Raw genomic sequence first — 26,093 nt, 5'->3', positions numbered from 1 at the left:
CACTTCATTCTTTTACCGGATATACAGGGACAGGGTCTCTCTTCAAAAAGGCAGTGATGCAGTGCAGCGCTCCTCCGCCCTTCTTGATTTCACTGATGTCCACTTCTATACATTCTACTCCAGCCTCTGTTAAAAGCTTTTTCGTCAAAGGATTTCCGGCCGGCATTAAGACCTTCCCCGGTTCAAGCGCCACCAGATTTGCAGCCAGATTATCCCGTTCTTCCAAAGTCGGGATTTCCAATACGCGGAAGCCCCTTTTCTCCAAGGCTTCGTACACGATTTCCGGAGTACTCCTTGAAAAAGCGAGCGCCACGTCATGGTCCGCTATGGACAGCATACCGTCCAGATGCTTCAGTCTCCTGGGAATACTCAGCTTGTAAATATTTTTCACGCCCATGTTATAGAGTTCCTCCGACACCTGATCGTATCCGGACTGGTTGCAGCGGGTGCCGGTCCCGAAAATCACCGTCTCCCGGTCAATCCAGAAAACACAGGCGCCGTCAAAGGTCCCCGACCCATTGACCGTCTTGATGATCGGCACTCCCAGCTTTGCCGCCGCCTGGGCCGCATATTTCACCTCAGGAACACGGACGGCGATTCCGGGCCTTGCCATGATCACGCCTTCCGGAGTTCCCAGGACCAGATCCCGGCAGAACATGGCATTGGGACAGCTTTCATCCATCTCCTCCACGTAATTCACCTGTACGCCGTTTTCCCGGTAGATCCGAGCCACCTCATCATGCTGTTTCCTCACTAATTCCGGATCATAGTCATCTCCGTCTGTCATGACAAAGGCCAGTCTTTCACTGTCCTCTCTCGTGATATTCTCGATTTCCTTTCCCGGACGGCGCATCAGCACAGAGCGCAGCTTCCCGATTTCCGAATCCACCCCCCAATCTCCATAAAGCTTCGGCAAATCCTCCCTGAAAGTATTTGTCGTCTGTTCAGCCATATTCTCATCCTCCTTTTATACTGCCCCGGCGCTCACATGAGCGGGCGTCTGCGAAACTTCGTATATGTATAATGTCCATGCTGCTCCGATACCCGGCATTCAGATATCAGGTCCGTCTCTCTAAGAACCTCAAACAGAGCCAGGTCCGACAAAAGATGTGCTCTGGCATTCAGCCACATGTCATCTCCCGTCACCGTCTCATCGGCTACCTCTGTAGTCCAGTCAAGCGTCGTGATCTCCGGATCACTCAAATTGAAATTATTTGCCCGTTTCTGCTTGTTGGTCTCTATCCAGTAGAAGATCACATCTTTATAAGTTTCTGTGTGGAACATGGTGGGGAACCATTTCTCTGCATATTTATAAAACCGTTCCTGGCAGACCTTGTTCCGCTCCCAGATTTCCTGATCCCCATTGATGTAATCGGCCACCTTGCTTCTCACCCGGTCTCCAAAAGAAATGGTATAGGGATTTCTCTCATCAAACCAAATATAACCATAATAGAGAGCTTTGGGAATCCAGAAGCCCTTATACCAAGGAGAGATATATCCGGAAAAGGGCTGGACCAGTTCGTGTCCCTCAAATCCATGGTTATCCGTTACCACATCAAACAGCCATTTCCTCCAGAGCTTGACCACGGCGCGGGATTCTCCATAAATGGTATCCGGATTGTTATAATCCTTCCGGAATTCAAAACCCGCGCTGTTATACCTGGCGGGGTGGCAGAGCCACTTCGGATTCTCTTTCTGCACCGTACAGTGAAGCTCCCCGCCATCGATGTTCTCCCAGGGCAGCGTCAGCACATTTACCGTATCCAGCTGGTTCCTCAGGCTTTCGTCTTTCAGAAGACGGTCGAGCAGCAGAAATGCCGAATTCACACTGGACGCCTCGTTTCCGTGATGCCGTCCGTTGAACAAAATCATAAGCCGGTTGGTCATCAGCTTGTTCCGGGCATACAGGATGCCCGCGTCTTTCTTGATATATTCGATATAGTAAATCTTCCGTCCCTGATAAGTAGTTTCCACGGGACGTATTTTCAGTTCCGGATACCGGCTGTAATAGGTAAGGAGCTCTTTATATCCCGCATAATCAATGACGTCCTCCCGAAGTATCCGGTCTTTCTCTTTTTCCTTAAGCGCCGAGTCTTTCACATCGGCAGGCAGGATATCCAGGACTGCCTCTTCCCCACACCCTCTGTATATCAGCCTCCACGGAGAATCCGGACAATAATTCAGGATTCCTTTTTCCAAAAGCTCTCCTGCGACTCTCAGACGGGAAACGGCGGACGAAACGCATGAATTCTGCATTTCTTCCTTTTCTGTTTTGAATTCCATGAGTAAAACCGCAGTATCGCCTTCAAAATGAAGAGAAGCCGGTTCTGCTTCCACCTTTTCCTGCACGATCGGACAAATCTTTCCGTCGAAGCTTCCATAAGGCTCCTCCGCATAATCCTCATAGAGGATCACCTCAAAGCGGGAGTCTTTCTCCTTCACATTTTTTATCTCCGGTATGATCAGTCCCACATTATCCAGGCCGCGGCCGCACTCGCGCTCCCCAAAGGTCTTAAACCAATCCAGAAGATAGAAATACATATCCTCCTGCATATTTTCCGTGGTCGATACGCGTTCCTCACGGATTCCCGTATCATAGTCCACCTCACTCATCGAAACATTCAGCTGAAGGCGGTTAAAAAACGGCTGGGCTGCGACAAGCCCGTCCACCGTATATTTGTCCGTCAAAAGTTTTTCCAGCTCCGGCAGGACTGTATCCTCCATGGCTGTCCAGACTCTTTCCGTATCCGTCACGACCTGCTCATCCAAAAGAATTCTGCCGTTCTTCTTTACAGTTATCCATCCTGTCGTCACATGGGTCTTCCCGATCACAGGGTAACGGTTCATATAATATTTTTCGATGTATTTTACATCGAAGGTATCTGTAAACACCTCTGCATTCCCTGCACCGTAGGCTCGGACTCTGTAAGTATGACCCAGATTGTCGGCACGATGGAAGGTAACGGCATCGGCAGAAATGGAAAGACTGTCCGCCAAAATCTCATCCACAGGAAACAGCTCCTGAAGCCATCTGGTCGGTATGTCAAACCATTTATGAGGTTTGTCCTGATGTTCCCCATAATTGGGGGCAGATTCATCTTCAAATTCTTCTTCGCCCAATTCATTGACAAAATAAGAAAAATCAATTTCTATCCTCTTTATATCGCCCAGCATCTTCAAACGGGGAAGGACTGATTCCTCTATCCAGCAGCTTCCGGATTTAAAGGAACGGCAGACTGAAATACTGTCCGCTCTGGCCCCGGCCGCCTCAACGGCATCGCAAAGCTTTTTTTCTATCCGCCTTCTGACGTCCGCATCTTCACTGAGCCGTCCGGAAATCTCCACAACGTCTCCTTCCGAAAGGAATGGAAGCGCCTTCTGGCTGAATTTATCCCAAAATTCTTTTCCCTCCCAGACAGACGTAAAATTCCACCGCTTCACTTCCCGCCCCGTCTGGCATTTCTTCACATCCACAGGTACGCCAGTTCGCTCCGTCAAATAACGCTCAAAAGAAGTCTCGTCCAGAATTCCGGCCGTATACTCCTTTGTGACCAGCTCTGCCTGTTTTTCCGCTTTCTCCTTCCGTGTCAAAAACGCGGCGGCCTGCCCTACTTCCTTTCTTCCACCGGCTAAGGCTGACAAATCCTCCAGCCATTCCTGATCCCGAAGCTCCTCTGACCTCTCCATCCAGGAGGCTACCAGTTCCGGAAACGTTTTTTCACTTCCCACAAATACAATATCATTTTGCTGAAAAAGGATTTTCGCCGTATCCTCCTCCTGGAAACGGAGATATTCTATTCCTTCTGCGTCATCTGTGGATTCCGCTGCAGCAAGGGGATAGACCGTTTCAAAATTCCGAAGGCTTATGAACAGCGCCAATGATAATAAACTGTCCGTATCCAGAAGATCAGCTTTCTCCATATGAATCCGCTTATTCAAGCTCTGAGAGAGACTGGGCTTCAGCGCATCATAGGATTTACAGGAATCTTCCTCCTCTTTCGAATCGCCGAAATCAGCAGCCAGTTTTTTCAGCCATTCTTCGTTCAGTTCTTTCCTGGATCCATCCTCCCGATAGATTACGCCGGTAATCCTGCCTTCCGGAAAATGAATCCGTACTTCCTCCACACATATCTCTGCAGAAAAAGCTTCCGCCAAATGTTCCTTCAGCCTTCTCACATTTCCCGCGGGAGCTTCAGGAAAACGGCAGGCCAGATATTCAGTCAGACTCTCCAGGTCCCGCTGACTCCCCGCCTCTGCCAGCACACCTCCGCAGGACAATAAGATCCGGCCGTTTCCGGCTCCCAGTTCCAGATTCCGTAACAGGCGGACGGCAAGCTCCGGCTCACTTTTCCAGACAGGCCGTTTCATCCCGGAACATTCCACACCAATACGGGCGGCCAGGTTGACAAACAGCCTCTCCTGTTCCCTGTTTTCCAAACAGAAAATGCCCGGCCTGTTTATAAGCAGCCCGGAGCTCTTTTCCAATAATCCCTGCTCTGTATAGAGCTCGCATAAACACTTCACTTCTTTTTCCCCTTATCCGTGATTATTTACCGTGATTATTCGATTTCTTTTAAAGTTCTATTCTCCCGTTACCAGATGGCACGCCACAAAATGTCCCGGCTCCACTTCCTTTAGCTCTGGAGCCTTTTCAAAGCAGGAGGGCTTCGCCATCTTACATCGGGACGCGAACTTGCAGCCCGGCTTGGGATTCACAGGGCTGGGAACGTCTCCCTCCAGAAGAATCCGCTTTTTAGCCCGCGTCACATCCGGATTTGGAATCGGTATGGCCGAAAGAAGCGCCTCGGTATAAGGATGCAGCGGATTCATATAAAAATTGTGACTGTCGGAGACCTCCATGATCGCCCCCAAGTACATCACCGCTACCCGGTCAGAAATATGCTTCACCACGCTCAAATCATGAGCGATGAATAAATACGTCAGATTCAACTCTCCCTGGAGCTTTAAGAGCAGATTGATCACCTGAGCCTGAATGGAAACATCCAGCGCGGAAATCGGCTCATCGCAGACAATGAAGGCCGGATTCAGGGCCAGTGCCCTGGCGATTCCAATCCTCTGCCTCTGTCCGCCGGAAAACTCGTGGGCAAAACGGTTGGCATGCTCCTTGTTGAGCCCTACCAGGTTCAAAAGCTCATATACTCTTTCCTGCCTTTCGCTTTTGCTGGAGCAGATTTTATGGATATCCATGCCCTCGGAAATGATACTTCCCGCCGTCATCCTGGAATCCAGGGAAGCATACGGATCTTGAAAAATCATCTGAGCTTCCTTTGTAAAGTTCAGATATCCTTTTCTGGAAAGCTTCGTGATGTCCTTGTCCTGAAAAAGGATCTGTCCTTCCGTGGGTTCGTAAAATTTCATTATGGTCTTTCCCAAGGTGGACTTTCCGCAGCCGGATTCTCCCACAAGCCCCAGAGTCTCTCCTTTGCGGATAAAGAGACTGACACCGTCCACAGCCTTCAGCTCTTTCCCCTTGCCCACATTGAAATATTTCTTCAGGTTCTTTACTTCCACCATGTTTTCACTCATCGGATTTACACTCCCTGTTCGTAATCGGATTCTTCACCTCAGGCGCATTCTCATGGTAAAGCCAGCAGCTGGCCGTATGCTTCTCTCCCAGCTCAAAAGCTTCGGGAGCCTGCTCATAGCAGATTTTCATTGCATATTTACAGCGGCTTTTAAACGGACATCCTTTGATATCCGAATGCAGGTCCGGCGGAGTCCCAGGTATGCTGTCAAGCTCTTCCTTGCTCGCCTGGTCAATCTTCGGAACTGATTCCAAAAGCCCCCAGGTATAAGGGTGCCCCGGCCGGTAAAACACGTCCTTGCAGCTTCCCTTTTCCACCAGACGACCCGCATACATGATCACAATATTTTCAGCCATATCTGCAACAATGCCCAGATCATGGGTTATCAATATGATAGAGGTGCCCAAGCGCTTCTGAAGGTCCTTCATCAGCTCCAGAATCTGAGCCTGGATCGTCACATCCAAAGCGGTGGTCGGTTCATCCGCGATCAAAAGCCTCGGATTGCAGGCCAGAGCGATGGCAATGCTGACACGCTGGCGCATACCTCCAGAGAATTCATGGGGATACTGACACGCCCGCTGCTCCGCATTGGGAATCCCGACCATCTTAAGCATTTCCACAGAACGCTTGATGGCCTCGGTCTTATCGAGATGCTGATGTTTTATCAGGCCTTCCGCAATCTGCTTGCCCACGAGCATCGTAGGATTCAGAGAGGTCAGCGGGTCCTGAAGAATCATTCCAATCTTCACACCGCGGATCTTCTCCATTTCCTTCTGAGAAACCTCAAGGATTTCTGTATCCTCAAACCGGATACGGCCGCTTTTGTACTGAATCTGATCGTCCGGCGTAAGCCGCATCACAGCCTGGGCCGTTACGCTCTTTCCTGAACCGGACTCGCCTACGATTGCCAGCGTCTCTCCTTCATGTACCTCAAAGGAAACTCCCCGCACCGCTTTCACTTCACCGGCATAGGTGTCAAAAGACACCTGCAAATCTTCAACCTGCAATAATATTTGTTCTTCCTTCATGGGACAGCCTCCTTATTTCCTGAGTTTCGGGTCCAGCGCATCTCTGAGGCCGTCTCCCAAAAGCTGCAGAGACAGCATGGTGACGCTGATAAAAATAGCCGGAATAATCAGCTGATAAGGGAACGCTTTCATCACCTTGGAACCCGCGTCGGCCAGCTGTCCCCAACTGGTGAGAGGCGGCTGCAGGCCGATACCGATATAGCTCAGATAAGCTTCCGTAAAGATAGCGTTTGGTATATTCATCGTCAGTGTCACAATAATGACCCCCAGCATATTAGGCACCATATGACGTATGATGATCCGCCATTTGCTGGCCCCCAGCCCGGTGGCCGCCACCACATAGTCCTGAGTCTTCAGCTGCAGGGCCTGCCCGCGGACAAGCCTCGCCATCTTTATCCATCCGGTCAGCGCAAACGCCATGATGATCGGCAGCATACCCGTGCCAAACAGCATGGTGATCACGATCACATATACCAAAAACGGAATGGAATCAATCACATCGGTGGCCCTCATGATAAATGTATCCAGCTTGCCTCCGAAGTAACCGCTGATGCCGCCGATGATCACGCCGATGGTGCTCTGGACCACCGCGGCGACCAATGCGATGAACAGCGATACCCTGGCTCCCATCCATACGCGGGCCCAGATATCACGCCCTACGTCATCTGTCCCAAACCAATGCTCTCCGCTCGGCCATTTGTTGGTATTGATGAGGTCCACGTCCGCATGATTATATTTGCCCATCATCGGACCAAAAATGGCCATGATAGCCAGAAGGATCAGAATCACAACACCAAACATTGCCACTTTATTCTTTTTCAGACGGCGCCAGGCATCCTTCCAATAGGTGACGCTGGGGCCGTACAGCTCTTCTGCTTCCGCATCTGAATGCTCTATAAATTCAAACAATTCCTTATTTTCTTCCATATCCGCTCCACCTTATTGATACAATTTTATCCTGGGGTCTACCAGTCCATATACAATATCCACAAACAGCTGCATGACGATCAAAAACACACTGTATACCAAAGTCATGCCCAGAATCAACGGATAATCCAGTGTCTGGATACTGTTCACATAGTGCTTGCCCAGACCAGGAATCGCAAAAATATTCTCAATTACAAAGGTACCTGTAAGGAGGACCGCCACCATGGGGCCAAGGACCGTCACGATGGGCAGAAGCGAGTTACGCAGCTTATGCTTTCTAGTAATCTCAAAATTGCTGAGTCCCTTCGCCTTTGCGGTCTTTATATAATCTTCATTGGAAATTTCCAGCATACTGGTACGCATGATCCTCGCCACACTGGCCACGGAACCAAGTCCCAGGGCAAAAGTCGGAAGTATCGTAGACGCCTCTGTTTCCCACAGCGCGACCGGCAGTATTTTAAGCTTCACCGCAAATACATATTGGATGAGGCTCCCTATGATAAAGCTTGGCACCGATATCCCGATGACCGCTATGGTCATACTGAAATGGTCCCAGAATTTATTATGTTTCAAAGCGGCCAGGATACCCAGGCCCAGTCCGGCAACCACCGCAAAGATCAGGGCGCGGATTCCCAGATCCAGTGAATAGGGAAATGCTTTTACGATAATTTCATTAACAGTACGGTTCTGTGTCCGGAGGCTGTATCCCATATTGCCATGGAGCAGATTATTCATATACGTCAGATACTGTTCATGGAGAGGCTTGTCCAGACCATAATATGACCGCATCTTCTCCTGAGTGGCCTTGGGCACCTTCACATCGTTAAAAGGGTCGCCGGGAAGAAGTCTTATCATCAGAAAGACCACAGAGACCAATATGAAGATTGTAAGGAATGCAACACAAATCTTTTTAACTATGTATTTAACCATACTCTCTACCTTTTTCTGAATATAGTGTCCTCTTTCCCGACGGGAGCAAGGAATAATATATAAGGATGCCTCCCGCCGAAAGGCCGGCCGCGAAGGCATCCTTATACTGCCAATTACAAAACAACCGGAAACCGATCAGGTTCCGCTAAAATCACTGTGCGTCCCCCACATATTTCACTCTTGCAAAATCAGGGTCGTTCGCACCAAAGCCACACTTGGAAACGCCTGTCAGCGTCTTCTTCATACCCCAGTAGCCGCTGGTCTGGAAAAGCGGTACGCAGAACATCTCGTCCAGGGCCTGCGTCTCCGCCTGGAACAGAAGCTCCGCACGTTTCTCCATATCATCCGTAGTATTCGCCTCTTTGATCAACGCATCGTAATCCGCATTCTCAAATCCGCCGAAGTACATATTATAGCTGCTTCCACTGCTGTAACATTCCATGAAGGTCATAGGATCGTTATAATCCGGCGCCCAGTTGGTGATACAGAAATCATAATCACCCTGGTTTTCCTTATCCTGTCTTGCGGAATAGGTCTGCGTATCAATCTGCGCGTCAATATTGAAGTTTGTCTTCAGCACGTTCTGAAGAATGGTAGCGGATGTCTTGGCCGCTGCTTCGTCAAAGGTCAGAATCGTCATCTTGGGAAGGCTGTCCTTGCTCAGGCCCGTCTCAGAAAGTGCCTGTTCAAAAAGCTCAGCCGCTTTGTCGGTATCCGCAGATGTGGGAAGAGGATTCTCAAGCGGGAACTTCTCTGCCCATGTGGAGTCGCAGATTGACATCAGATCCGGCATCATTCTGGTCACCGCAAAGGAACCGTCGCCCCTTGCCGCCTGAACCAGTCCTTCTCTGTCAATGGCATAAGAGAATGCCTGACGGAAGCTCTTGTTCTTAAGGAGCTTGGAAGCTTCGCCGCGGTCCGTTTTCACATTGATGACGGAATACCAAATGGTAGCGCCCACGATATTTACAGCCTCGCCATTATCAATATATTTCTGGATCTGCTCCTTGGGAATCGTATTGGTGATGTCCAGCTCCCCATTGTCAAACATATCCATGATCGTATTTTCGTCAGAGATAATGTACGCTTCGATCGTATCCACATTGATGGCATCCGCATTCCAGTATCCGGGATTCTTCTCAAACACCAGCTTGCTTTCATGATCCCACTGTTTCAGTACGAAAGGCCCGTTGCATACGACAGTCTCAGGAGAAGAAGCATAATCCTTGCCGTACTGCTCCGCAATATCCTGGCGGACAGGGTAGAAGCAGGGCATCTTCATAAGGTCGAGGAAATAAGGCATATTCCTCACCGCAGTAATCTCCAGAGTCTTTTCATCCAAAGCTTTTACGCCCACTTCATCGGCAGAACATTCCCCATTGTTGAACTCCTCGCCGTTCTTGAAATAATACCCCATCCAAGAATAATTCCCATTGGGCGCATCTTCGCTGGGATCCAGGAGACGCTTGATTCCGTATTCAAAATCCTGTGCAGTCACAGGTTCGCCGTCCGCCCATTTCGTATCTCTTAAATGGAAGGTATAGGTTAGGCCGTCGTCGCTGATATCCCAGGATTCTGCGATAGCCGGCTCGATCTTATTGTCATATATACGGACAAGTCCCTCATACATGATACCTCTGGGGCAAATGCTGTCAGAGCTGTTGCCGAATCCAGGGTCCAGGGAGGAAGGCTCCGCCGCAAAGGGAATACGAATCGTCACACCTGTTCCGGTATTAACCGCCTCCGTGCTCTTCGTTTCACCGCCTGCTCCTGTCTCTTTTGCTTTTGTCTCGTCTTTGTCTGTCTTTCCTGTGGCCCCACAGGATGCCAGCATAACTACCACGAGAAGCAGTGATAATGCACTTATCAATTTCTTTCTCATTACTGTATCCTCCTTGTCTCTCTTTTTAATTATAACATTCCCAACCCTTTCCCGCAACCCTAACCGGGTCATTCGGGCAGATACAGGGGGACGCTATCACGTTTTAAAAAGGCCGTCATGCAATGAATCGCGCCATTGCCCTTCATTACCTCGCTGACATCAGTCTGGATCACTTCCACTCCGGCTTTCTCCAGAGCAGCCACTGTCTTAGGGCAGCCGGTGGGCATCACGATTTTTCCCGGCTCCAGCGCGACCAGATTCTGGCAAAACCCTGCAAACTCTCCCAGATCCGGAATATCGACGATATTAAAATCCCGTTTTTCGAGCTCCGTATATACGGTATTCGGCGCCGCCATCCGCAGCACCAGGGCCGTTCTGTAATCCACAAACGCCATAAAGCTGTCCAAATGTGCCATTCCTCTGGGAATCTCCACTTTGATAACGTGCTTCACCCCCATGGCTTTCAGCTCCGCTTCTATCTGTTCCATACCGGATTGGTTGCAGCGCAGGCCATACCCCAGCATGCAGGTCTCTGCATCCATCCACAAAAGACAAGCTCCGTCAAATATACCGGTTCCATGGATGGTTTTTATGATTGGTACACCCAGCTTCGACAGTTGTCTCGCCGCATACACTTCTTCTCCCACACGGCATTCTGCCGCGGGACGGGCTACAACTGCACCCTCGGGAGTCATAAGGACAAGGTCCCTCGCATAGATCCCGTTGGGATAAGCGTCTCCCATTTCCTCTATGTAATGGACCGCTACACCGTTGTTTCTGTAAATATCCGCAAGCACGTCCTGCTGGTAACGAACCTTTTCTGGATCCCAGTTTTCTTTCATTGCCATGGCTTTCGGATCTTCTATGCCTTCTATTTCCCTGCCTGCCCGGCGCATGAGCACCGCCCGAAGCTTTCCTATCTCGGAATCCACGCCCCAATCGCCATAAAGCCGCGGCATATCGTCGCGGAAGCTTCCTTCTGTTATTCCATACATACATCCCACCTCTTTCCCAAATTTTCCAAACACAGGCGCAAATGCACCCAATGAATAATTATACAAAAAACCAATTATTTTGTCAATTGTATTACGTAAGAAACAAAACGCCTCTGGAAAATCTTTCCAAAGGCGTCGTCGCTATCGCATCATTATTCTTCAGTCATTGCCTCTTCGCCGGATTCCTCTATGAATTCATCTGCTACCGGTTCTGCAGGTGCTTCCAGCACCTTCATGCTCAGGCTGATCTTTTTGTCTTCCCCATTGAAATCCACAACTTTGGCTTCGATTTCCTCTCCAATGGCAAGTACATCGGAAGGCTTTTCCACATGCTGTCTGGAAATCTGGGATACGTGGAGCAATGCATCGATACCGGGTTCCAATTCTACGAATGCGCCGAAATCGGTCATCCTGGCTACTCGGCCCGTCACGATATTGCCCACCGCATAATTCTCAGCTGCGCGAACCCAAGGATTTTCCTCAGGGAACTTAAGACTGAGTGCAATCTTGTCACCATTGATATCTTTAATGAATGCCCTGATTTCTTCACCGACCTTGAAGACCTTTTTCGGGTTCTCCACACGGCCCCAGGACATTTCTGAAATGTGAAGCAACCCGTCAGCGCCGCCCAAATCGATGAACGCGCCGAAATCCGTGATGTTCTTCACAATACCCTCTACTGTCTGTCCAACCTCAATGCGCTCAAACAACTCTTTCTGCATCTCTGCTTTCTTCGCCATGAGCAGCTGTTTGCGGTTGCCGATGATCCTTCTCTTCCTGGGATTGAACTCCGTGATGACAAATTCAATCTCCTGGTCAGCGTACTTGTCCAGATTCTTCTCATAAGAATCGGATACAAGGCTCGCCGGTATGAATACTCTGGCGCCGTCCACATTCACGCTGAGCCCGCCGTCAAGTACCTGGACCACCTTAGCAGTCAGGATCTCTCCGCTGTTGAATGCTTCTTCCAGACGCTTGTTCCCGCGGTCAACGGCCAGCCTCTTGTATGACAGGAGCACCTGTCCCTCGCCGTCGTTTACCTTCAGGACTTTGGCTTCCATTTCGTCGCCTACATTTACGACACTAGTAAGATCCAAAGAGGAGTCATTCGTATATTCATTCTTGCTGATGATGCCGTCTGACTTGTAACCTATATTTAAGATGATCTCATCTTCTTTAACACCGATAACTGTGCCAGTGACTACCTCTCCTGTTCTGATTGTTTTCAATGATTCTTCCAGTAATTGCTCAAAACTTAATTCTGACATTCCTATGAACCTCCTCTATGATATGATTCGGGGTGGATGCCCCCGCTGTAATACCTACGCTTCGTCTGCCCTCCAGCCATTGCTCCTGCAAATCCCGGATAGTCTGAATATAGTAAGTATTGTTGCATTCCTTTCTGCAGATTTCAAATAGCTTCTGGGTATTAGAGCTGTGCTTTCCGCCGATTACCAGCATCACATCAATTTTGGAGGCGAGCTGCCTTGCTTCTGCCTGACGTTCATGGGTAGCACTGCAGATAGTATTCACAACGATACTATCATAACTCTTTTTTAATATTATTTCAACTAAAACTTGAAATTTATTGTAATTAAATGTCGTCTGTGACACGATACAAAGCTTTGTCCCTTCCGGAAATCTAAGCTTTTCCGCCTCTTCCGGCGTTTCCACCACAAAAGCCTCTTTGCTGCACCAGCCGCGGATTCCCTCCACTTCCGGATGGTTCCCGCTTCCCACGATCACGATCGTCTTTCCTTTTTCAGACTCTTCTTTGACGATCCTGTGGATTTTCTTCACGAAAGGGCAAGTAGCGTCAACCACATTCACACCCTGTCTTTCGAGAAGCTCATATACCCTCTCGCTGACCCCATGGGACCGGATGATCACGGTACCGCCTGACAGCTTCCCGATCTCTTCTTCACTGTTTAGGACGCGGACCCCCTTTTCCTCCAGGTCGCGGACCACCTCTTCATTGTGGATGATAGGGCCATATGTATAGATAGGCTTCTCCTTTTCATTTTCCTCCGCCCGGGCCGCCTGTTCATAAACGGTGTCAACTGCCCGCTTCACTCCAAAACAGAATCCCGCGGTCTTCGCTACCACTACTTTCATGAAATGCCTAACCTTCTTTGCTTTTTAATTTTTCCAGTATCGCTTCCACTACCTGACCGATGTCCATATCCGAAGAATCCAGATAGACAGCATCCTCCGTCCTCCTGAGAGGAGAGTTTTCGCGGTGCATATCCCGGTAGTCTCTTTCTTCTATGTCTTTTTCAATTTCTTTTATATTACAGGGAATCCCCTTTTCTGTCAATTCCAGAAATCTTCTTTTTGCTCTTGTTTCCACGCTTGCGGTCAGATAAACCTTCAAATCTGCCTTCGGAAGCACAACAGTTCCGATATCTCTTCCGTCCATCACCACATTCTCCGACGCGGCCAGCTTCTGCTGCAGCTCCACCAGTTTTTCTCTCACCGGCAGATATCCCGACACGGCGGAAGCCATCTTTCCCGCATCCTCTGTCCGCAAAAGTCCGGTCACGTTCTCGCCGTTTAAGAACACCTGCTGGACTCCATCCTTATATACAATGGAAATATCCACATCTCCGCAGGCTTTTCCAATGGAGACTTCATTGTCCGGCGATATCCCCTTTTTCACAAAATATATCCCCATGGCGCGGTACATAGCGCCCGTATCCACATAAACAAAGCCGAGCTTCTTCGCCACCAGCTTTGCAATGGTGCTCTTTCCGGCCCCCGCGGGCCCGTCAATGGCAATGTTGATACTCATGTGCCCTATCCTTTCTCACTGCTCTATTCTTTCAGACTGGCAGCCTGCATCCTGCCCGCCGGCGCTCTGTCCCGCCGCATATCCTGTTGACCAGGCTATCTGAAGATTATAACCGCCGGTCACCGCATCCAGATCCAGCATTTCGCCGGCAAAATACAGTCCCCGGACGAGCCGGGACTCCATTGTGGCGGGATCGATCTCCCGTACCTTCACACCACCCTGTGTGATGATTGCTTCCTTATAATCACGAAGCCCTGTCAAGGTAACGGTAAATGCTTTCGTGAGACTGACAAGCGTCTCCCGTTCCTCCCTGGAAATCTCATTGACTCGTTTATCCCCGGAAATACCGCTTCTTTTTATTATAACAGGAATCAATTTGGAAGGATAGAGGCTTCCCAGAGAATTTTTAAACTGCCGGTTCTTTGCTTCTCCAAAATCTCTCAAAATTCGATGATCAAGCTGTTCCCTGGACAGGGCGGGCTTCAGATCGATACTCAAAAGAAGAGGAACTTTCCGGATCTGCCTGGTCACAATACTGCTTCCGCTTAAGACAGCCGGTCCGCTTACCCCATAATGAGTGAACAGCATCTCTCCGAACTCTTCATACAGAACCTTTTTCCCGCTGCTGATCTTCAGGCTGACATTCCTCAGAGACAGCCCCTGAAGTTCTTTGACCCATTCCTCCTCCGCTTCAAAAGGCACCAGCGCCGGCGAAAGCTCCGTTATCGTATGCCCGGCGGCGCTGGCAAACCGGTATCCGTCCCCCGTGGACCCGGTAGAGGCATAGGACAGGCCTCCCGTGGCCAAGATCACCGCATCTGCCCCGCAGAATTCTCCCCTGTCTGTCAGAACTCCTTTTATCCTCTTTGAATCTTTATTTCCGGACTCAGCTTCTTCCGCCGCGTCTTCCATAACGATTTCTTTTACAGCCTCCCGAAGCCTCACTTCCACCCTAAGCCTCTTCAGCTCCCTCTCCAGACAGGCGATCACATCGGAAGAATGATCAGATAACGGAAACACACGATTTCCCCTCTCTGTCTTAAGTCTGAGCCCGCGAGTTTCCAGAAAGTCCTTCATATCCCGACTGGAAAAGCCATAAAAAGCGCTGTATAAAAATTTAGAATTCGTGACCACATGGGACAAAAGAGTTTCCACATCACAATCGTTTGTCACATTGCAGCGCCCTTTCCCGGTTATGAAAAGCTTTTTTCCCAGCTTCTCATTTTTCTCCAAAAGAATCACCTGGTTCTTTTTTTCCGCCGCTCCAATAGCTGCCATCATGCCCGCCGCGCCGCCTCCGACTACTATGATCCTTTTCATACAAGGCCCTCCTGTCTGTACACAGATGCTATTAATTATATTTCAAAAGGGGAATCCCGTCAAACAGTTCTTTCTGCGCTTGTAATTCTATTCGGATTCCATTAAAATAAAAGAAATGCAGAAGGAGGCTTCCCAATGAAAAAAAACGATATATTCATGATTCACGGCTCTGATTACCGGGAGATGACCAAGTCACTGCTGCATGCGGCGGACTTGGCCGGCATGATCGGAAACAGAAAAGCCGTCATCAGCCTCAAACCCAATCTGGCGGTGGCCAAATCTCCCTCTTCAGGAGCTACCACTCATGCAGAGCTTCTGGAGGGCACCATCGAATATTTAAAAGAGCAGGGATTTTCCCGTATCCGTATTATGGAAGGCTCCTGGGTCGGGGACAGCACAGAACGGGCATTCCGCGCGGCCGGCTATGACAGAATCTCGGAGCTTCATCAAATCCCGCTCATCGATCTCCAAAAAGACAGATTTCAGGAATATGACGCGGCCGGCATGAAGATCAAGCTGTGCGACACAGCCGTTTCCTCAGACTTCGTGATCAATATGCCTGTGCTGAAAGGACACTGCCAGACCACGATCACCTGTGCGCTGAAAAACAATAAGGGAGTCATACCCAACAGTGAAAAGCGGCGCTTCCATACTCTTGGGCTGCATAAACCAATCGCACACTTAAATACGATTGCCAGAAACGACTTTATTCTGGTGGACAATATATGCGGAGATCTGGATTTTGAAGAAGGCGGAAATCCAGTTCCCATGGACCGGATCCTTGGCTTCACAGACCCGGTGCTCTGCGACGCCTTTGTATGCGACACCATGGGTTTTTCCTTAGACGAGGTTCCCTATATCCGAATGGCGGAAAAGCTTGGAGTCGGTTCCTCTGATCTTTCACAGGCAGAAATCCATATGCTGAACCAGCCCTCTGAACCTGATTTCTCTCCGAAACCGTCCAGAAGGGTAGAAGCCCTGGCCCAATACATCTGTCCTGAAAATGCCTGCAGCGCCTGCTACGGCTCTTTGATCCATGCCCTGAACCGGCTGGATGAAGCCGGTCTCTTAAAAAAACAGCTTAAAGCTTCACCAATCGCCATCGGGCAGGGCTGCCGGAATCGATCTGGGTTCATCGGCGTCGGCCGCTGCACCGGAAAATTCTGCCGTTCTTTAAAAGGCTGCCCCCCAAAGGCCAGTGAAATCCTAGAATTTCTGAAAAAAAACTGGCTGAATGATTGATTTCATTCAGCCAGGGTCCGAATCAGCCCTTTTATCTTTTCCACGGGGATTTTCTTTTTATTCCCTTTTATTACCACCACCATGTTTTCCGGTCGGAATATTTCTCTGGCCATCCGCGCCATATCCTCTTCTGTCACCCTTTGAAATGCTTCTTTTTTCTTCTCGATATCCGGATATTCTTCGTCCAGTATATGGCAGTCATACGCCCGGTTCCAGTTGAAATCATCGGCATCATCCAGCGCCATGTCCCCGTTGTCCACATAAATCGCCCTGACGTATTCCAGGCTTCCTGGAGAATGCTTCATCTTCCGAAAGACTTCCATCGTTCTCTGAAAGGCTTTCATAAGCTTTCCAGAAGAAACCTCATAGTTAAGCTGCAGGCTGCCCAGATTCTTATAGCGTTCAAACCGGTCATCATAGCTGTATATATATCCGGTCTTTTCCGAAAGCTCCTGATACATAGGACAGTAATCTCCCACAAACAGCATATCATAAAACAAGCACAGCATCGCGTCGGTATATCTGGATGTGTCCACGTCAAAAGATACAGCCAGCTCTGTCTCACCGCCCTTTATCAAAACAGGCTCTATGCTCCGGTGAAAAAAGTTCTCCGGCACCGGGGCCAGATTCATCCTTTTCGACCCGGCATCATACCATTCGCTCTGTTCCAGGAGTTCCCGAAGATACTCCAGATTTTCCTGGCTGCACCGTCCCGTCGCATATAAAAAAAGATTCCCAAACGACAAAAACTGTCTTCTGTACTCAGACAGCTCTTTCTTTCCTGTCCGCTCCAGGTTTTTCTTCTTTCCTGCAATGGTCTGTGTCAGGGAAGTCCCCTTCCATACGGCTATTTCCATTCGCCGTTCTGCAGACTTTTTCTTCTCGCATTCCCGAATCTCCGCCTTGACCCGCTTACGCTCTGTTGCAACTTCCTCTTCCGATAAGGCCAGAGGCTCAAACAGCTTTACAAATATCTCTGCAGCCTCATTCCAATGTTCAGCGGCGCCGCTTATACTGAATTGTACAAATTCCTTATAGGTCGCTCCATTGAAGGAAAGGCCAAACCTGTCCAGGACTTTATAAAACTGCCCATTCATGAGGCTGTTAATATTGCGGATGACTACATGCTCATAAAAATGCGCGATACCGTTTTCCTGCTTTTTTTCGTACATGGAGCCTGCTTTCACATACATGCACAGGCAGAAACTGTGCAGATGCTGATTCGGATAAGAATAGACCGGTATCCCGTTTTTCGTCAGCATACATTGTTCCATCAATCTCAATTCTCCTAAATCCATCTTTTACTAACAAAAGGCCTGCCGTATATTACGCCAGGCCTTTCTTTCAAAATTCGTTTGATGCTTACACAGGATATGCCTTATTGTCCGTATCTGCAACAGCAGGGTCAACTTTGCTCTTCTGTGCTTCTCTGTATTTAAAGAAATCAACGGCAACCTGAGGGAACAGAGCATAAGAGAGAACGTCCTCATCCTGCTCCTTCCACTGGGACATTTCTGCTTCAATCTTATCCAGCTCATTCTCGATCAGATCGGCAGGACGGCAGGTAATCCTTTTTTCATCTCCGATACATTTCTTGATCACATCGGGATTCATCGGTTTCACTGTCTGGCCGTATTCGCCCCGCAGCAGAGCTTTGGATTCCTTAGTAGCTACCTTATAGCGCTCTCCCATCAGAACATTGAGAACAGCCTGAGTACCTACGATCTGGCTGGAAGGCGTAACAAGAGGGGGCTCTCCAAAGTCCTTCCTCACTCTCGGAACTTCCTCCAGAACTTCCCGGTATTTATCCTCTGCTCCCTGGTCCTTTAACTGAGAGAGCAGGTTGCTGAGCATACCGCCGGGCACCTGATACATCAGGGTCTTAACATTTACGCCCAAAACCTTAGGATTCAGAAGGCCGCTCTTGAGCGCTTCTTCGCGTATCGGCGTGAAATAATCGGCAATCTCAGACAGCTTATTCAGATCAAGTCCTGTATCATAAGGAGTATCCTTAAACGCCTCGACCATAACCTCAGTCGCCGGCTGGCTCGTACCCATCGCCAGGGGTGACATAGCCGTATCAATGATATCGCAGCCGGCTTCTACCGCTTTCATATAAGTCATGGAAGCAACGCCGGAGGTATAATGGGTATGCAGATCGATGGGCAGGCTGGTCGCGGACTTAAGCGCCTGAACCAGCTCAGTCGCTTTTGCAGGTACCAGAAGGCCTGCCATATCTTTGATACAGATGGAATGTGCGCCCATATCTTCGATTCTCTTTGCGATATCCATCCAGTAATCCAGCGTATAAGCCTCTCCAAGCGTATAGGAAAGGGCTACCTGTGCATGGCCTTTTTCTTTGACGGCTGCCTTGACCGCACACTCCAAGTTGCGGATATCGTTCAGGCAGTCAAAAATACGGATGATGTCAATACCGTTTGCAATGGATTTCTGTACAAAATATTCCACTACATCATCTGCGTAATGGCGGTATCCCAGGATATTCTGTCCGCGAAACAGCATCTGCAGCTTCGTATTCTTAAATCCGTCTCTCAGCTTCCGGAGCCTTTCCCAGGGATCTTCCTTCAGGAACCGAAGGCTGGCGTCAAAGGTGGCGCCACCCCAGCATTCTACGGCATGATAGCCGATCTTATCCATTTTATCAACAATGGGAAGCATCTGCTCCGTGGTCATTCTTGTCGCGATCAGGCTCTGATGAGCGTCTCGCAATATAGTCTCGGTAATTTTTACCGGTTTTTTCACTACTTCTGACATGTTATTTCCTCCTGTCTTCTCTATTATTTCACACCGAATACTGCCATAAAGGTACCGGCAGCCACTGCCGTACCGATAACACCTGCTACGTTGGGGCCCATGGCGTGCATTAACAGGAAGTTAGTCGGGTCTGCTTCAGCACCAACCTTCTGGGATACACGGGCAGCCATCGGAACTGCGGATACGCCGGCAGAGCCGATGAGCGGATTGATCTTGCCGCCGGAAAGCTTGCACATCAGCTTGCCGAGAAGCACTCCTGCCGCCGTACCGAACGCGAACGCGATCAGTCCGAGCAGGACGATCTTTAAAGTAGCCACATTGAGGAATGCAGATGCACTCGTGGTCGCGCCAACAGAAGTACCAAGCAGGATGACTACGATATACATCATGGCGTTGGAAGCAGTCTCTGTCAGCTGTCTTACCACACCGGATTCCTTAAACAGGTTGCCGAGCATCAGCATACCGACTAACGGCGCTGTAGAGGGCAGAATCATGCAGACAACGATAGTTACGATGATTGGGAACAGGATTCTTTCCAGTTTGGATACCGGACGAAGCTGCTCCATCTTGATTTTCCGCTCTTTTTCTGTGGTAAGGAGCTTCATGATAGGCGGCTGGATGATCGGCACCAGGGACATATAGGAATATGCCGCCACTGCGATCGGTCCGAGAATCGCCTGCTGTCCCAGCTTGTTGGCCAGGAAGATGGACGTAGGGCCGTCGGCGCCGCCGATAATAGCGATAGCTGCAGCCGCTTTGTCACCAAAGCCAAGAAGCATCGCGCCGATATACGCGGCATAGATGCCGAACTGAGCGGCCGCTCCCAAAAGGAAGCTCTTTGGATTCGCGATCAGCGGACCGAAATCGGTCTGCGCGCCTACCCCCATGAAGATTAAGGACGGCAGGATCGCCCACTCATCCAGCTTGAAAAAGTAGTTCAGAAGGCCTCCCTCTTCCATGATCGGCGGATAAATATTAACGAGCAACATACCAAAGGCAATCGGAACGAGAAGAAGGGGCTCAAACCCTTTCGCGATCGCCAGATAAAGGAACGCACAGGCAACTACAATCATCAGGTAGTTTCCCCATTCGAGGCCTAAGAACGCAGTCTGCCCCAGCAGGTTCCCTAACGTATCAAAAATATTCATTGCGCTACCTCCCATTTCGCATTGTAAGATGAATTCGTTTCCAGAAACAATGGAAATGAGTGATTAGTTCAGGGTCGCCAAAACTGCGCCTGCCGCAATCTCGTCGCCGACTGCCACGTCAATGCTGGCCACGGTGCCGTCCTCGGGTGCCACAACGGGAATTTCCATCTTCATTGCCTCAATGACAACGACAGGATCTCCTGCTTTTACCGCCTGTCCTACGCTGGCTTCCAGTTTGAAGACCTTTCCGGCCGCGCCCGCTTTTACCTGAATGCTGCCCGCGCCGCCTGCCGGTGCTGCTTTCGGAGCCGCTGCCGGAGCCGCCTTGGGAGCTGCTTTCGGAGCCGCCTTAGGAGCCGCTGCCGGTGCGCTTCCTGCGCCTGCTTCTTCCACTGTCACATCATATGCCACACCATTTACTGTAATTGTATAATTTTTCATTATGATTTCCTCCTGAATTCTTATTTTACCAATTTCTATGCTGTGCTCTCTTGATGGAGCGTACTACAAAACCATCGGTGGAAGTTCCCGCAGATGCCGCCACGGCTGCAGTGATAACCGCGACTAATTCCAGATCATCCGTAACTTCTTCCTCTTCCACAGGCGCAGCCGGCATAACCGGAGCCGCAGCCTTCGGTGCTTCCAAAGCCTCTTTTCCTCTGTTCTCGTAAGAACGGACACATTTGCTCATCAGCATGATCACCAGGATGATGATGATCAATACGACGAACACCGTCCCCATACCGAGAAGCGTATTGGAAAGGGCGTCTGCAAAAATATTACTTAAGCTCATATGCTCACCTCATTTTTAGACTGTTCCGTGTTTTTTGGCCGGGCGCTCTTCCCTTTTGGTGAAAAGCATCTCAAATGCGCCGATCACATATTTCCTTGTATCCTGAGCATCGATGATATTGTCCACATAGCCTCTCTTCGCCGCGGACAGCGCGCTGGACTGGAGCTCTGCATATGCCTTGGCTTTCTCCGCCAAAAGCGCAGCCCCGTTGTCTGCTTTTTCAATCTCATCCGCATAGATGATCCTTGCAGCGCTGGTGGCATCCATCATACCGACGGAAGCATCCGGCCATGCGAACACGACATCTGCGCCGATGGATTTGCTGTTCATCGCGACATAAGCGCTTCCATAGGCAGCCCCTACGATCACATTTACTTTTGCCACTGTGGCATTGGCAAACGCATAAGTCATATCCGCCACCGCTTTCGCAATCTTTCTCTCCTGATGCATATCGGCTTTATAGCCTTTTACATTGGTAAGTGTCAGAACCGGAATGCTGAATGCGTCACAGAACTCCACAAACTCCGCAGCTTTTCTGCAGCCGGCGCTTGTCAGCACATTATCAAAGGTCGAAACGGCTTTTCCCTCTTCATCACAGATTTCGGAACGGTTTGCTACCGCCCCTACCGTGGTGCCGTTCAGGCGGATAAAACCGGTGACCATTTCCTTTGCGTATTCCCTCTTGGTCTCGAAGAAGAAATTGTCGTCTGAAATCATGGACAGGGCAATGGAGGTATCTCCCGCACAGTTTTCAAGTCCGTCACATACGCGGTTTAAGTCATCTGTACATTCATCGTAGGACATATCGTCCTCATTGTTTGCAGGTAAAACGGAAATAAGGGTCCGAATCTCTTCAAAAATCTCAGACTCCGCCGCCGCAACGTCCACAGAGCCGATTGCTTCGCTCTGGTAAGCCGCGGAAGCCGTATCGCACTTTGACACGATATTGCCGTCCAGCGCATTGGGAGCGTTTACAAACAGCCTGGCCTTTTCCTTCTCCATGAAAGTAAAATCCGTAAGGGCCGGCACTACGCCCATACCGCCGCCGCAGGTTCCGAAAACAGCCGTGATCTGAGGAATCACACCGGAAGCATCCGTCTGGTTTTTATAAAGCTCTCCAAACGCCTGCAAAGCGTCCGTTCCTTCCTGAAGCCTGAGTCCGGCACAGTCAACGAGACCGATGACCGGTGCTCCCATCTTCATAGCCAGAGCGTATACATTAGAAATCTTTTTCGCATGCATCTCGCCCATGGAACCGCCAAGCACGGAAGCGTCCTGACTGTACACATACACCAGATTACCGTCGATCGTACCGTAACCGGTAATAACGCCATCTGCCGGCGTCTCTTTTTCCGGCAAATTAAAATCAGTGCTTCGGGCTGTTACATAACTGCCGATTTCCACGAAGCTCTGAGCGTCAAGTAAGCCAGCGATTCTCTCGCTTGCTTTTCCTGTTGATAAATTACTCATTTTGCAGTCCTCCATTTTCATTTATTTAAAAGTAAAACAATTTTCTGCCGATTTTAATTATATCTTAAAGGCAATAAATTATCAAGAATTATTTAAGAGTTTTGTCACAATTTAGGAGCTTATCACAAAGAAATAACACTTTCTATGTTTCAAAATACAAACTTGAGTATTGAGAAGTCCTTGGGTATGATACAAAACACTTTTTGGAATCATTCTTAATAAGCTCCGGCCAAGCCCCAGTTAGACACCGGCAGAAGTTCCGGACCGTCACGATTTCGGTTCGCTGGCGATGCAGGAGCCGCCTTATCCCCGCTCCAGGAGTACCGCTCACATGTCGACGGGAAATCTTTATGAGTTCCCATCTCCTGTTCACTCAGAAACGGAATCGGTATTTCCGTTTCTGTCTCCTTCCGCCTGGGGAACACCGGCCGCTGCCCTGCGGCGCTCACCTTTAGGCCGCCCCGGAATCCTTCTGCCGGTGCCCTGCCTGCCGCACCAATCTGGATGATTTTCGTTTCATTGATTCCAGAAAAGAATCGGATATCCACACGGCCCGCGCGCCTTACGGCAGCGGGCTGCGGTGGACTGCCTCAATGGCTTTCGAGGCAAATGAGCGCTTATTTCGGTGCGGAAGAAAGAGCAAGAGGAATGATTCGATTCCATCGTAAGGGGAGCGCCGCAAAGGCGTTAGCAGAATTTTCCCGGCCGCAGGGAGGCAAAAATCGCATATCATGCGGATTTTTGTTGGAATCTGACATGGAAAAATATCGATTTATCCATGTCAGTTGGAAAGAACCGACTGGAGGCCGTAAAGATTCTGGTTACGGCTGCCAGCGAGCCGCCTGGATGGAATCGGATTTCCTCTTGCCTTGTAAGCCAGATTAAGAAAACTTGTTTGAAAGGTATTCAAAGGTATACCCAAGGGCATCCCTTAATTCATGCCCTCCGGGCGGGCGCACTTTGTGCGGCAAGGTATGAAATGAAAAACGGCAGCAGCCAAAGCTGTGCCGTTCTCGCAGCGCAAAAACCGCGCAGCAGTCCTATATCGCATACCCAAGGGCATCCCTTAATTCATGCCCTCCGGGCGGGCGCACTTCGTGCGGCAAGGTATGAACTCATAAAAAGCCCGGACCATCCGGACGCCGTCACCGCTCACAGAAAAACTCAATTTCTTCACCCGCCGGTCCTCTGCAGAATCCTACCCGTATGGAATAAGGAGGCTCCGACGGAAGACAGACATCCTTCGGCTCCACAAGAATCTCATATCCCGCATTCCGCACCCGGGATATCATTTCATCCGTATCAGATACATGAAAAGCCAGATGGACAGATCGGTTCGGTGATAAAGCTGCACCATCGTCTACTTCTATGATCTCTATAAAGCTGCCTCCTCCGGCGGACACCATCGCCCCCCGTGCACCCTCCTTTGTCCAGCTTCTTTCCAGGTGAAGCTCCAATAAGCCGGTGTAAAACGCCGTCACCTTTTCAAAATCTTTTCTGGCAGGCTTGATGCCCACATGATGGATTCCTTTAATGATCGGATTCATAACCCTTCCTCCCTTCGGCACAGACAAAATGAGCTTGCCGCTCTCATATCCATAAAATCAGAAAGGCCGGCAGCAGCACAGATTCAATATGGCATTCAGCGCGATTATCTGGCAGCACCAATTGCTCGCGCCGCCCATACTCCGCCCGTAGCCTTCTCCCATGGACTGATACCAGCTCCCTCCAGACTGCAGCTGGTTGAGCAGTGTACGGAACTGCTGGTTGTCCGGCTCCAGCTCAACCGCTTTTTTCGCCGACTCCATGGCTTCAATATTATTTCCCAGTCCTGAATTGGCAGCGGCATGGTAATAATACCAGGTCCCATTCCGATTGCTGATTCCTGACAATACGTTGAGCGCTTCCTTATAGTGCGCGGAATTAATATAATTAGCAGCAGCCCGGAGATGGCTGTCCGTCTCGCTCTGATAAGTGTTCTGGCGCTGACTGCTTCCGCCGTAAGCGCCTCCGAAACCTCCGAAACCGCCAAAGCCTCCGAACCCCCCAAAGCCGCCGAAGGGATCCTGATATTCCCGTCCCCCATAGGTGCCTCCGCCATAGCCTCCGGAATCAAAGCTTTCGCTGCCTCCGTTCTGCCTATGCTTCATGATGATCTCATAAGCCTGCTGAACCTCTTTAAACTTTGCCTCGGCAATTTCCGGATGGGCGCTGTTTACATTGGAATCCGGGTGATATTTCCTGCTCAGATTCCTATATGCTTTTTTTATCTCTTCATCGGATGCCGAGGAATCCACTCCCAGCACTTTATAAGGGTCCATGCTATTCTCCCGTTCTTTCTGCTCTCTTCTTTTTTATGATATCGTACTTTGTCCATACACCAGCATACAATATATTCCGTAAAATATCAATATCCTTTAAAATAGGCAGGCGCTCAAATTCCCTGGAACATTCCGCCATCATCATGGTCAGCACCTGGCCGCACCAAACGTCAAACTCTTCCTTTTCTTTCATTTCACGGAGAGGATTATACCGGTCTTTCTTTTCATCTTCTTCCAGGTCCTCATACGCATCCATCAAATATATGAACTTACCCAGATAGAATCCAATCCTTCTCAGAGAAGCGGCCCATTCATCTTCCTTAAAAACAAGCAGTTCTCCCAGCATCTCTCCGGTGAATCTCGCTGCCGTATCCAGGCTTTTTCCCTTCTTTTCCTCATAGGCATGAAGCTTCTTCAGATATTCTACCATGGAGTTCCACTGACGCGGATATTTTTCTCTTAAAGACGCACAGTCTTTCCTCAGGATCCGGGCCGCCGCCAGACAGCCCACATTCCGGTCATCCATCCAGTCATCCAGCAGATTGTGATAAGTCAGAAGGACCGTCATATCCGCCGCATAGTCAATATAAGGATTCTGGATCGACATATGCTTTGCCGTCGGATGGAGAGCACATCTTCTCATGGACAAAAACTCTCCGCCCTCGTAAAGCCCCGTGAGAAGCGCCGCCAGAAATACCATATCGTAATTTAAAGCCAGCTGTCCCGTAAATCCGTACCGCATGCGAAGACTTCTGCACAGTCCGCAGTAATATCCCTGATATCGTTTAAAATCCTTGATCTTAAGCTCCGGCTTATTGATCGTCACGTATCCGAACATATGCACACCCTCTCTCGTATCATCGTCCAACTGTTCCATTACAACATACTTTCGTTGTTTTTATCATAGCACATTCTGAGAATGCTG

23 protein-coding genes are annotated in these 26,093 nt (G+C 49.6%); 1 reads left to right on the top strand and 22 read right to left on the bottom strand.

Annotation, left to right across the window (positions count from 1 at the left end; translation table 11 throughout):
- Positions 1–4: 4 nt before the first annotated feature.
- The 12 genes from H9Q78_RS00525 to H9Q78_RS00470 all read right to left on the bottom strand — a co-directional run bounded on the left by H9Q78_RS00525 (position 5) and on the right by H9Q78_RS00470 (position 15,419).
- The gene (locus H9Q78_RS00525; RefSeq protein ID WP_249302910.1) at positions 5–952 is read right to left on the bottom strand and encodes a dimethylarginine dimethylaminohydrolase family protein; all 948 of its coding nucleotides are present in this window, start codon (positions 950–952) and stop codon (positions 5–7) included.
- Positions 953–984: 32 nt separating this feature from the next.
- Positions 985–4,524, bottom strand: coding sequence for a M14 family metallopeptidase (locus H9Q78_RS00520; RefSeq protein ID WP_249302908.1), 3,540 nt, complete (start codon positions 4,522–4,524; stop codon positions 985–987).
- A gap of 57 nt (positions 4,525–4,581) precedes the next feature.
- Positions 4,582–5,547, bottom strand: coding sequence for an ABC transporter ATP-binding protein (locus H9Q78_RS00515; RefSeq protein WP_249302906.1), 966 nt, complete (start codon positions 5,545–5,547; stop codon positions 4,582–4,584).
- Positions 5,540–6,574 carry an ABC transporter ATP-binding protein gene (locus H9Q78_RS00510; RefSeq protein ID WP_249302904.1) on the bottom strand — a complete coding sequence of 345 codons (1,035 nt, stop codon included), beginning with the start codon at positions 6,572–6,574 and terminating at the stop codon, positions 5,540–5,542. Before H9Q78_RS00510 ends, H9Q78_RS00515 begins: the two co-directional genes overlap by 8 nt.
- Before the next feature lie 12 nt (positions 6,575–6,586).
- Entirely contained in the window at positions 6,587–7,501 is a 915-nt protein-coding gene (locus tag H9Q78_RS00505) for an ABC transporter permease (protein WP_249302902.1), read from the bottom strand.
- A 12-nt stretch (positions 7,502–7,513) separates the two neighbouring features.
- Positions 7,514–8,431, bottom strand: a complete 918-nt coding sequence (locus H9Q78_RS00500; protein WP_231061115.1) for an ABC transporter permease — start codon at positions 8,429–8,431, stop codon at positions 7,514–7,516.
- Between the two features lie 151 nt (positions 8,432–8,582).
- Positions 8,583–10,313, bottom strand: coding sequence for a peptide ABC transporter substrate-binding protein (locus H9Q78_RS00495; protein ID WP_249302900.1), 1,731 nt, complete (start codon positions 10,311–10,313; stop codon positions 8,583–8,585).
- A gap of 68 nt (positions 10,314–10,381) precedes the next feature.
- Entirely contained in the window at positions 10,382–11,308 is a 927-nt protein-coding gene (locus tag H9Q78_RS00490) for a dimethylarginine dimethylaminohydrolase family protein (RefSeq protein ID WP_249302898.1), read from the bottom strand.
- A gap of 152 nt (positions 11,309–11,460) precedes the next feature.
- The gene (gene rpsA, locus H9Q78_RS00485) at positions 11,461–12,576 is read right to left on the bottom strand and encodes a 30S ribosomal protein S1 (protein ID WP_147595753.1); all 1,116 of its coding nucleotides are present in this window, start codon (positions 12,574–12,576) and stop codon (positions 11,461–11,463) included.
- Complete coding sequence (ispH, locus tag H9Q78_RS00480; RefSeq protein ID WP_249302896.1) at positions 12,557–13,423, bottom strand: 4-hydroxy-3-methylbut-2-enyl diphosphate reductase; 867 nt, start codon at positions 13,421–13,423, stop codon at positions 12,557–12,559. The genes rpsA and ispH overlap by 20 nt, the downstream gene beginning before the upstream one ends.
- Positions 13,424–13,430: 7 nt before the next feature.
- Positions 13,431–14,099, bottom strand: a complete 669-nt coding sequence (gene cmk, locus H9Q78_RS00475; RefSeq protein WP_249302894.1) for a (d)CMP kinase — start codon at positions 14,097–14,099, stop codon at positions 13,431–13,433.
- 15 nt (positions 14,100–14,114) lie between these two features.
- The gene (locus tag H9Q78_RS00470) at positions 14,115–15,419 is read right to left on the bottom strand and encodes a BaiN/RdsA family NAD(P)/FAD-dependent oxidoreductase (RefSeq protein WP_249302890.1); all 1,305 of its coding nucleotides are present in this window, start codon (positions 15,417–15,419) and stop codon (positions 14,115–14,117) included.
- Between the two features lie 135 nt (positions 15,420–15,554).
- Between H9Q78_RS00470 and H9Q78_RS00465 the strand changes: the two genes are divergently transcribed.
- Positions 15,555–16,661 carry a DUF362 domain-containing protein gene (locus H9Q78_RS00465; RefSeq protein WP_249302888.1) on the top strand — a complete coding sequence of 369 codons (1,107 nt, stop codon included), beginning with the start codon at positions 15,555–15,557 and terminating at the stop codon, positions 16,659–16,661.
- Between the two features lie 2 nt (positions 16,662–16,663).
- Here the strand turns inward: H9Q78_RS00465 and H9Q78_RS00460 are convergent, their stop codons facing one another.
- The 10 genes from H9Q78_RS00460 to H9Q78_RS00415 all read right to left on the bottom strand — a co-directional run bounded on the left by H9Q78_RS00460 (position 16,664) and on the right by H9Q78_RS00415 (position 26,045).
- The gene (locus H9Q78_RS00460) at positions 16,664–17,935 is read right to left on the bottom strand and encodes a M16 family metallopeptidase (RefSeq protein WP_249304681.1); all 1,272 of its coding nucleotides are present in this window, start codon (positions 17,933–17,935) and stop codon (positions 16,664–16,666) included.
- Positions 17,936–18,023: 88 nt separating this feature from the next.
- Entirely contained in the window at positions 18,024–19,436 is a 1,413-nt protein-coding gene (locus H9Q78_RS00455) for an oxaloacetate decarboxylase subunit alpha (protein WP_249302887.1), read from the bottom strand.
- A 23-nt stretch (positions 19,437–19,459) separates the two neighbouring features.
- Positions 19,460–20,584, bottom strand: coding sequence for a sodium ion-translocating decarboxylase subunit beta (locus H9Q78_RS00450; protein ID WP_249302886.1), 1,125 nt, complete (start codon positions 20,582–20,584; stop codon positions 19,460–19,462).
- Positions 20,585–20,647: 63 nt separating this feature from the next.
- A complete protein-coding gene (locus H9Q78_RS00445; RefSeq protein ID WP_147595745.1) occupies positions 20,648–21,025 on the bottom strand; it encodes a biotin/lipoyl-containing protein in 378 nt (125 codons plus the stop codon).
- A gap of 25 nt (positions 21,026–21,050) precedes the next feature.
- Positions 21,051–21,377 (bottom strand): OadG family transporter subunit, encoded by a 327-nt coding sequence (locus H9Q78_RS00440; RefSeq protein WP_249302885.1) that lies wholly within the window; start codon positions 21,375–21,377, stop codon positions 21,051–21,053.
- Between the two features lie 15 nt (positions 21,378–21,392).
- Positions 21,393–22,847 (bottom strand): acyl-CoA carboxylase subunit beta, encoded by a 1,455-nt coding sequence (locus H9Q78_RS00435; RefSeq protein WP_249302884.1) that lies wholly within the window; start codon positions 22,845–22,847, stop codon positions 21,393–21,395.
- Positions 22,848–23,062: 215 nt separating this feature from the next.
- Positions 23,063–23,395 carry a hypothetical protein gene (locus tag H9Q78_RS00430; protein ID WP_249302883.1) on the bottom strand — a complete coding sequence of 111 codons (333 nt, stop codon included), beginning with the start codon at positions 23,393–23,395 and terminating at the stop codon, positions 23,063–23,065.
- Positions 23,396–23,992: 597 nt separating this feature from the next.
- Positions 23,993–24,394, bottom strand: coding sequence for a VOC family protein (locus tag H9Q78_RS00425; RefSeq protein ID WP_249302882.1), 402 nt, complete (start codon positions 24,392–24,394; stop codon positions 23,993–23,995).
- A 57-nt stretch (positions 24,395–24,451) separates the two neighbouring features.
- Complete coding sequence (locus tag H9Q78_RS00420; protein ID WP_249302880.1) at positions 24,452–25,168, bottom strand: J domain-containing protein; 717 nt, start codon at positions 25,166–25,168, stop codon at positions 24,452–24,454.
- Position 25,169: 1 nt separating this feature from the next.
- Complete coding sequence (locus tag H9Q78_RS00415) at positions 25,170–26,045, bottom strand: DUF5685 family protein (RefSeq protein WP_249302878.1); 876 nt, start codon at positions 26,043–26,045, stop codon at positions 25,170–25,172.
- Positions 26,046–26,093: the final 48 nt, after the last annotated feature.

This window comes from Qiania dongpingensis, from assembly GCF_014337195.1.
Lineage (GTDB): Bacteria > Bacillota > Clostridia > Lachnospirales > Lachnospiraceae > Lientehia > Lientehia dongpingensis.
The sequence above is the reverse complement of the archived record's forward strand: the minus strand, read 5'-3'. Positions and strand labels throughout refer to the sequence as shown.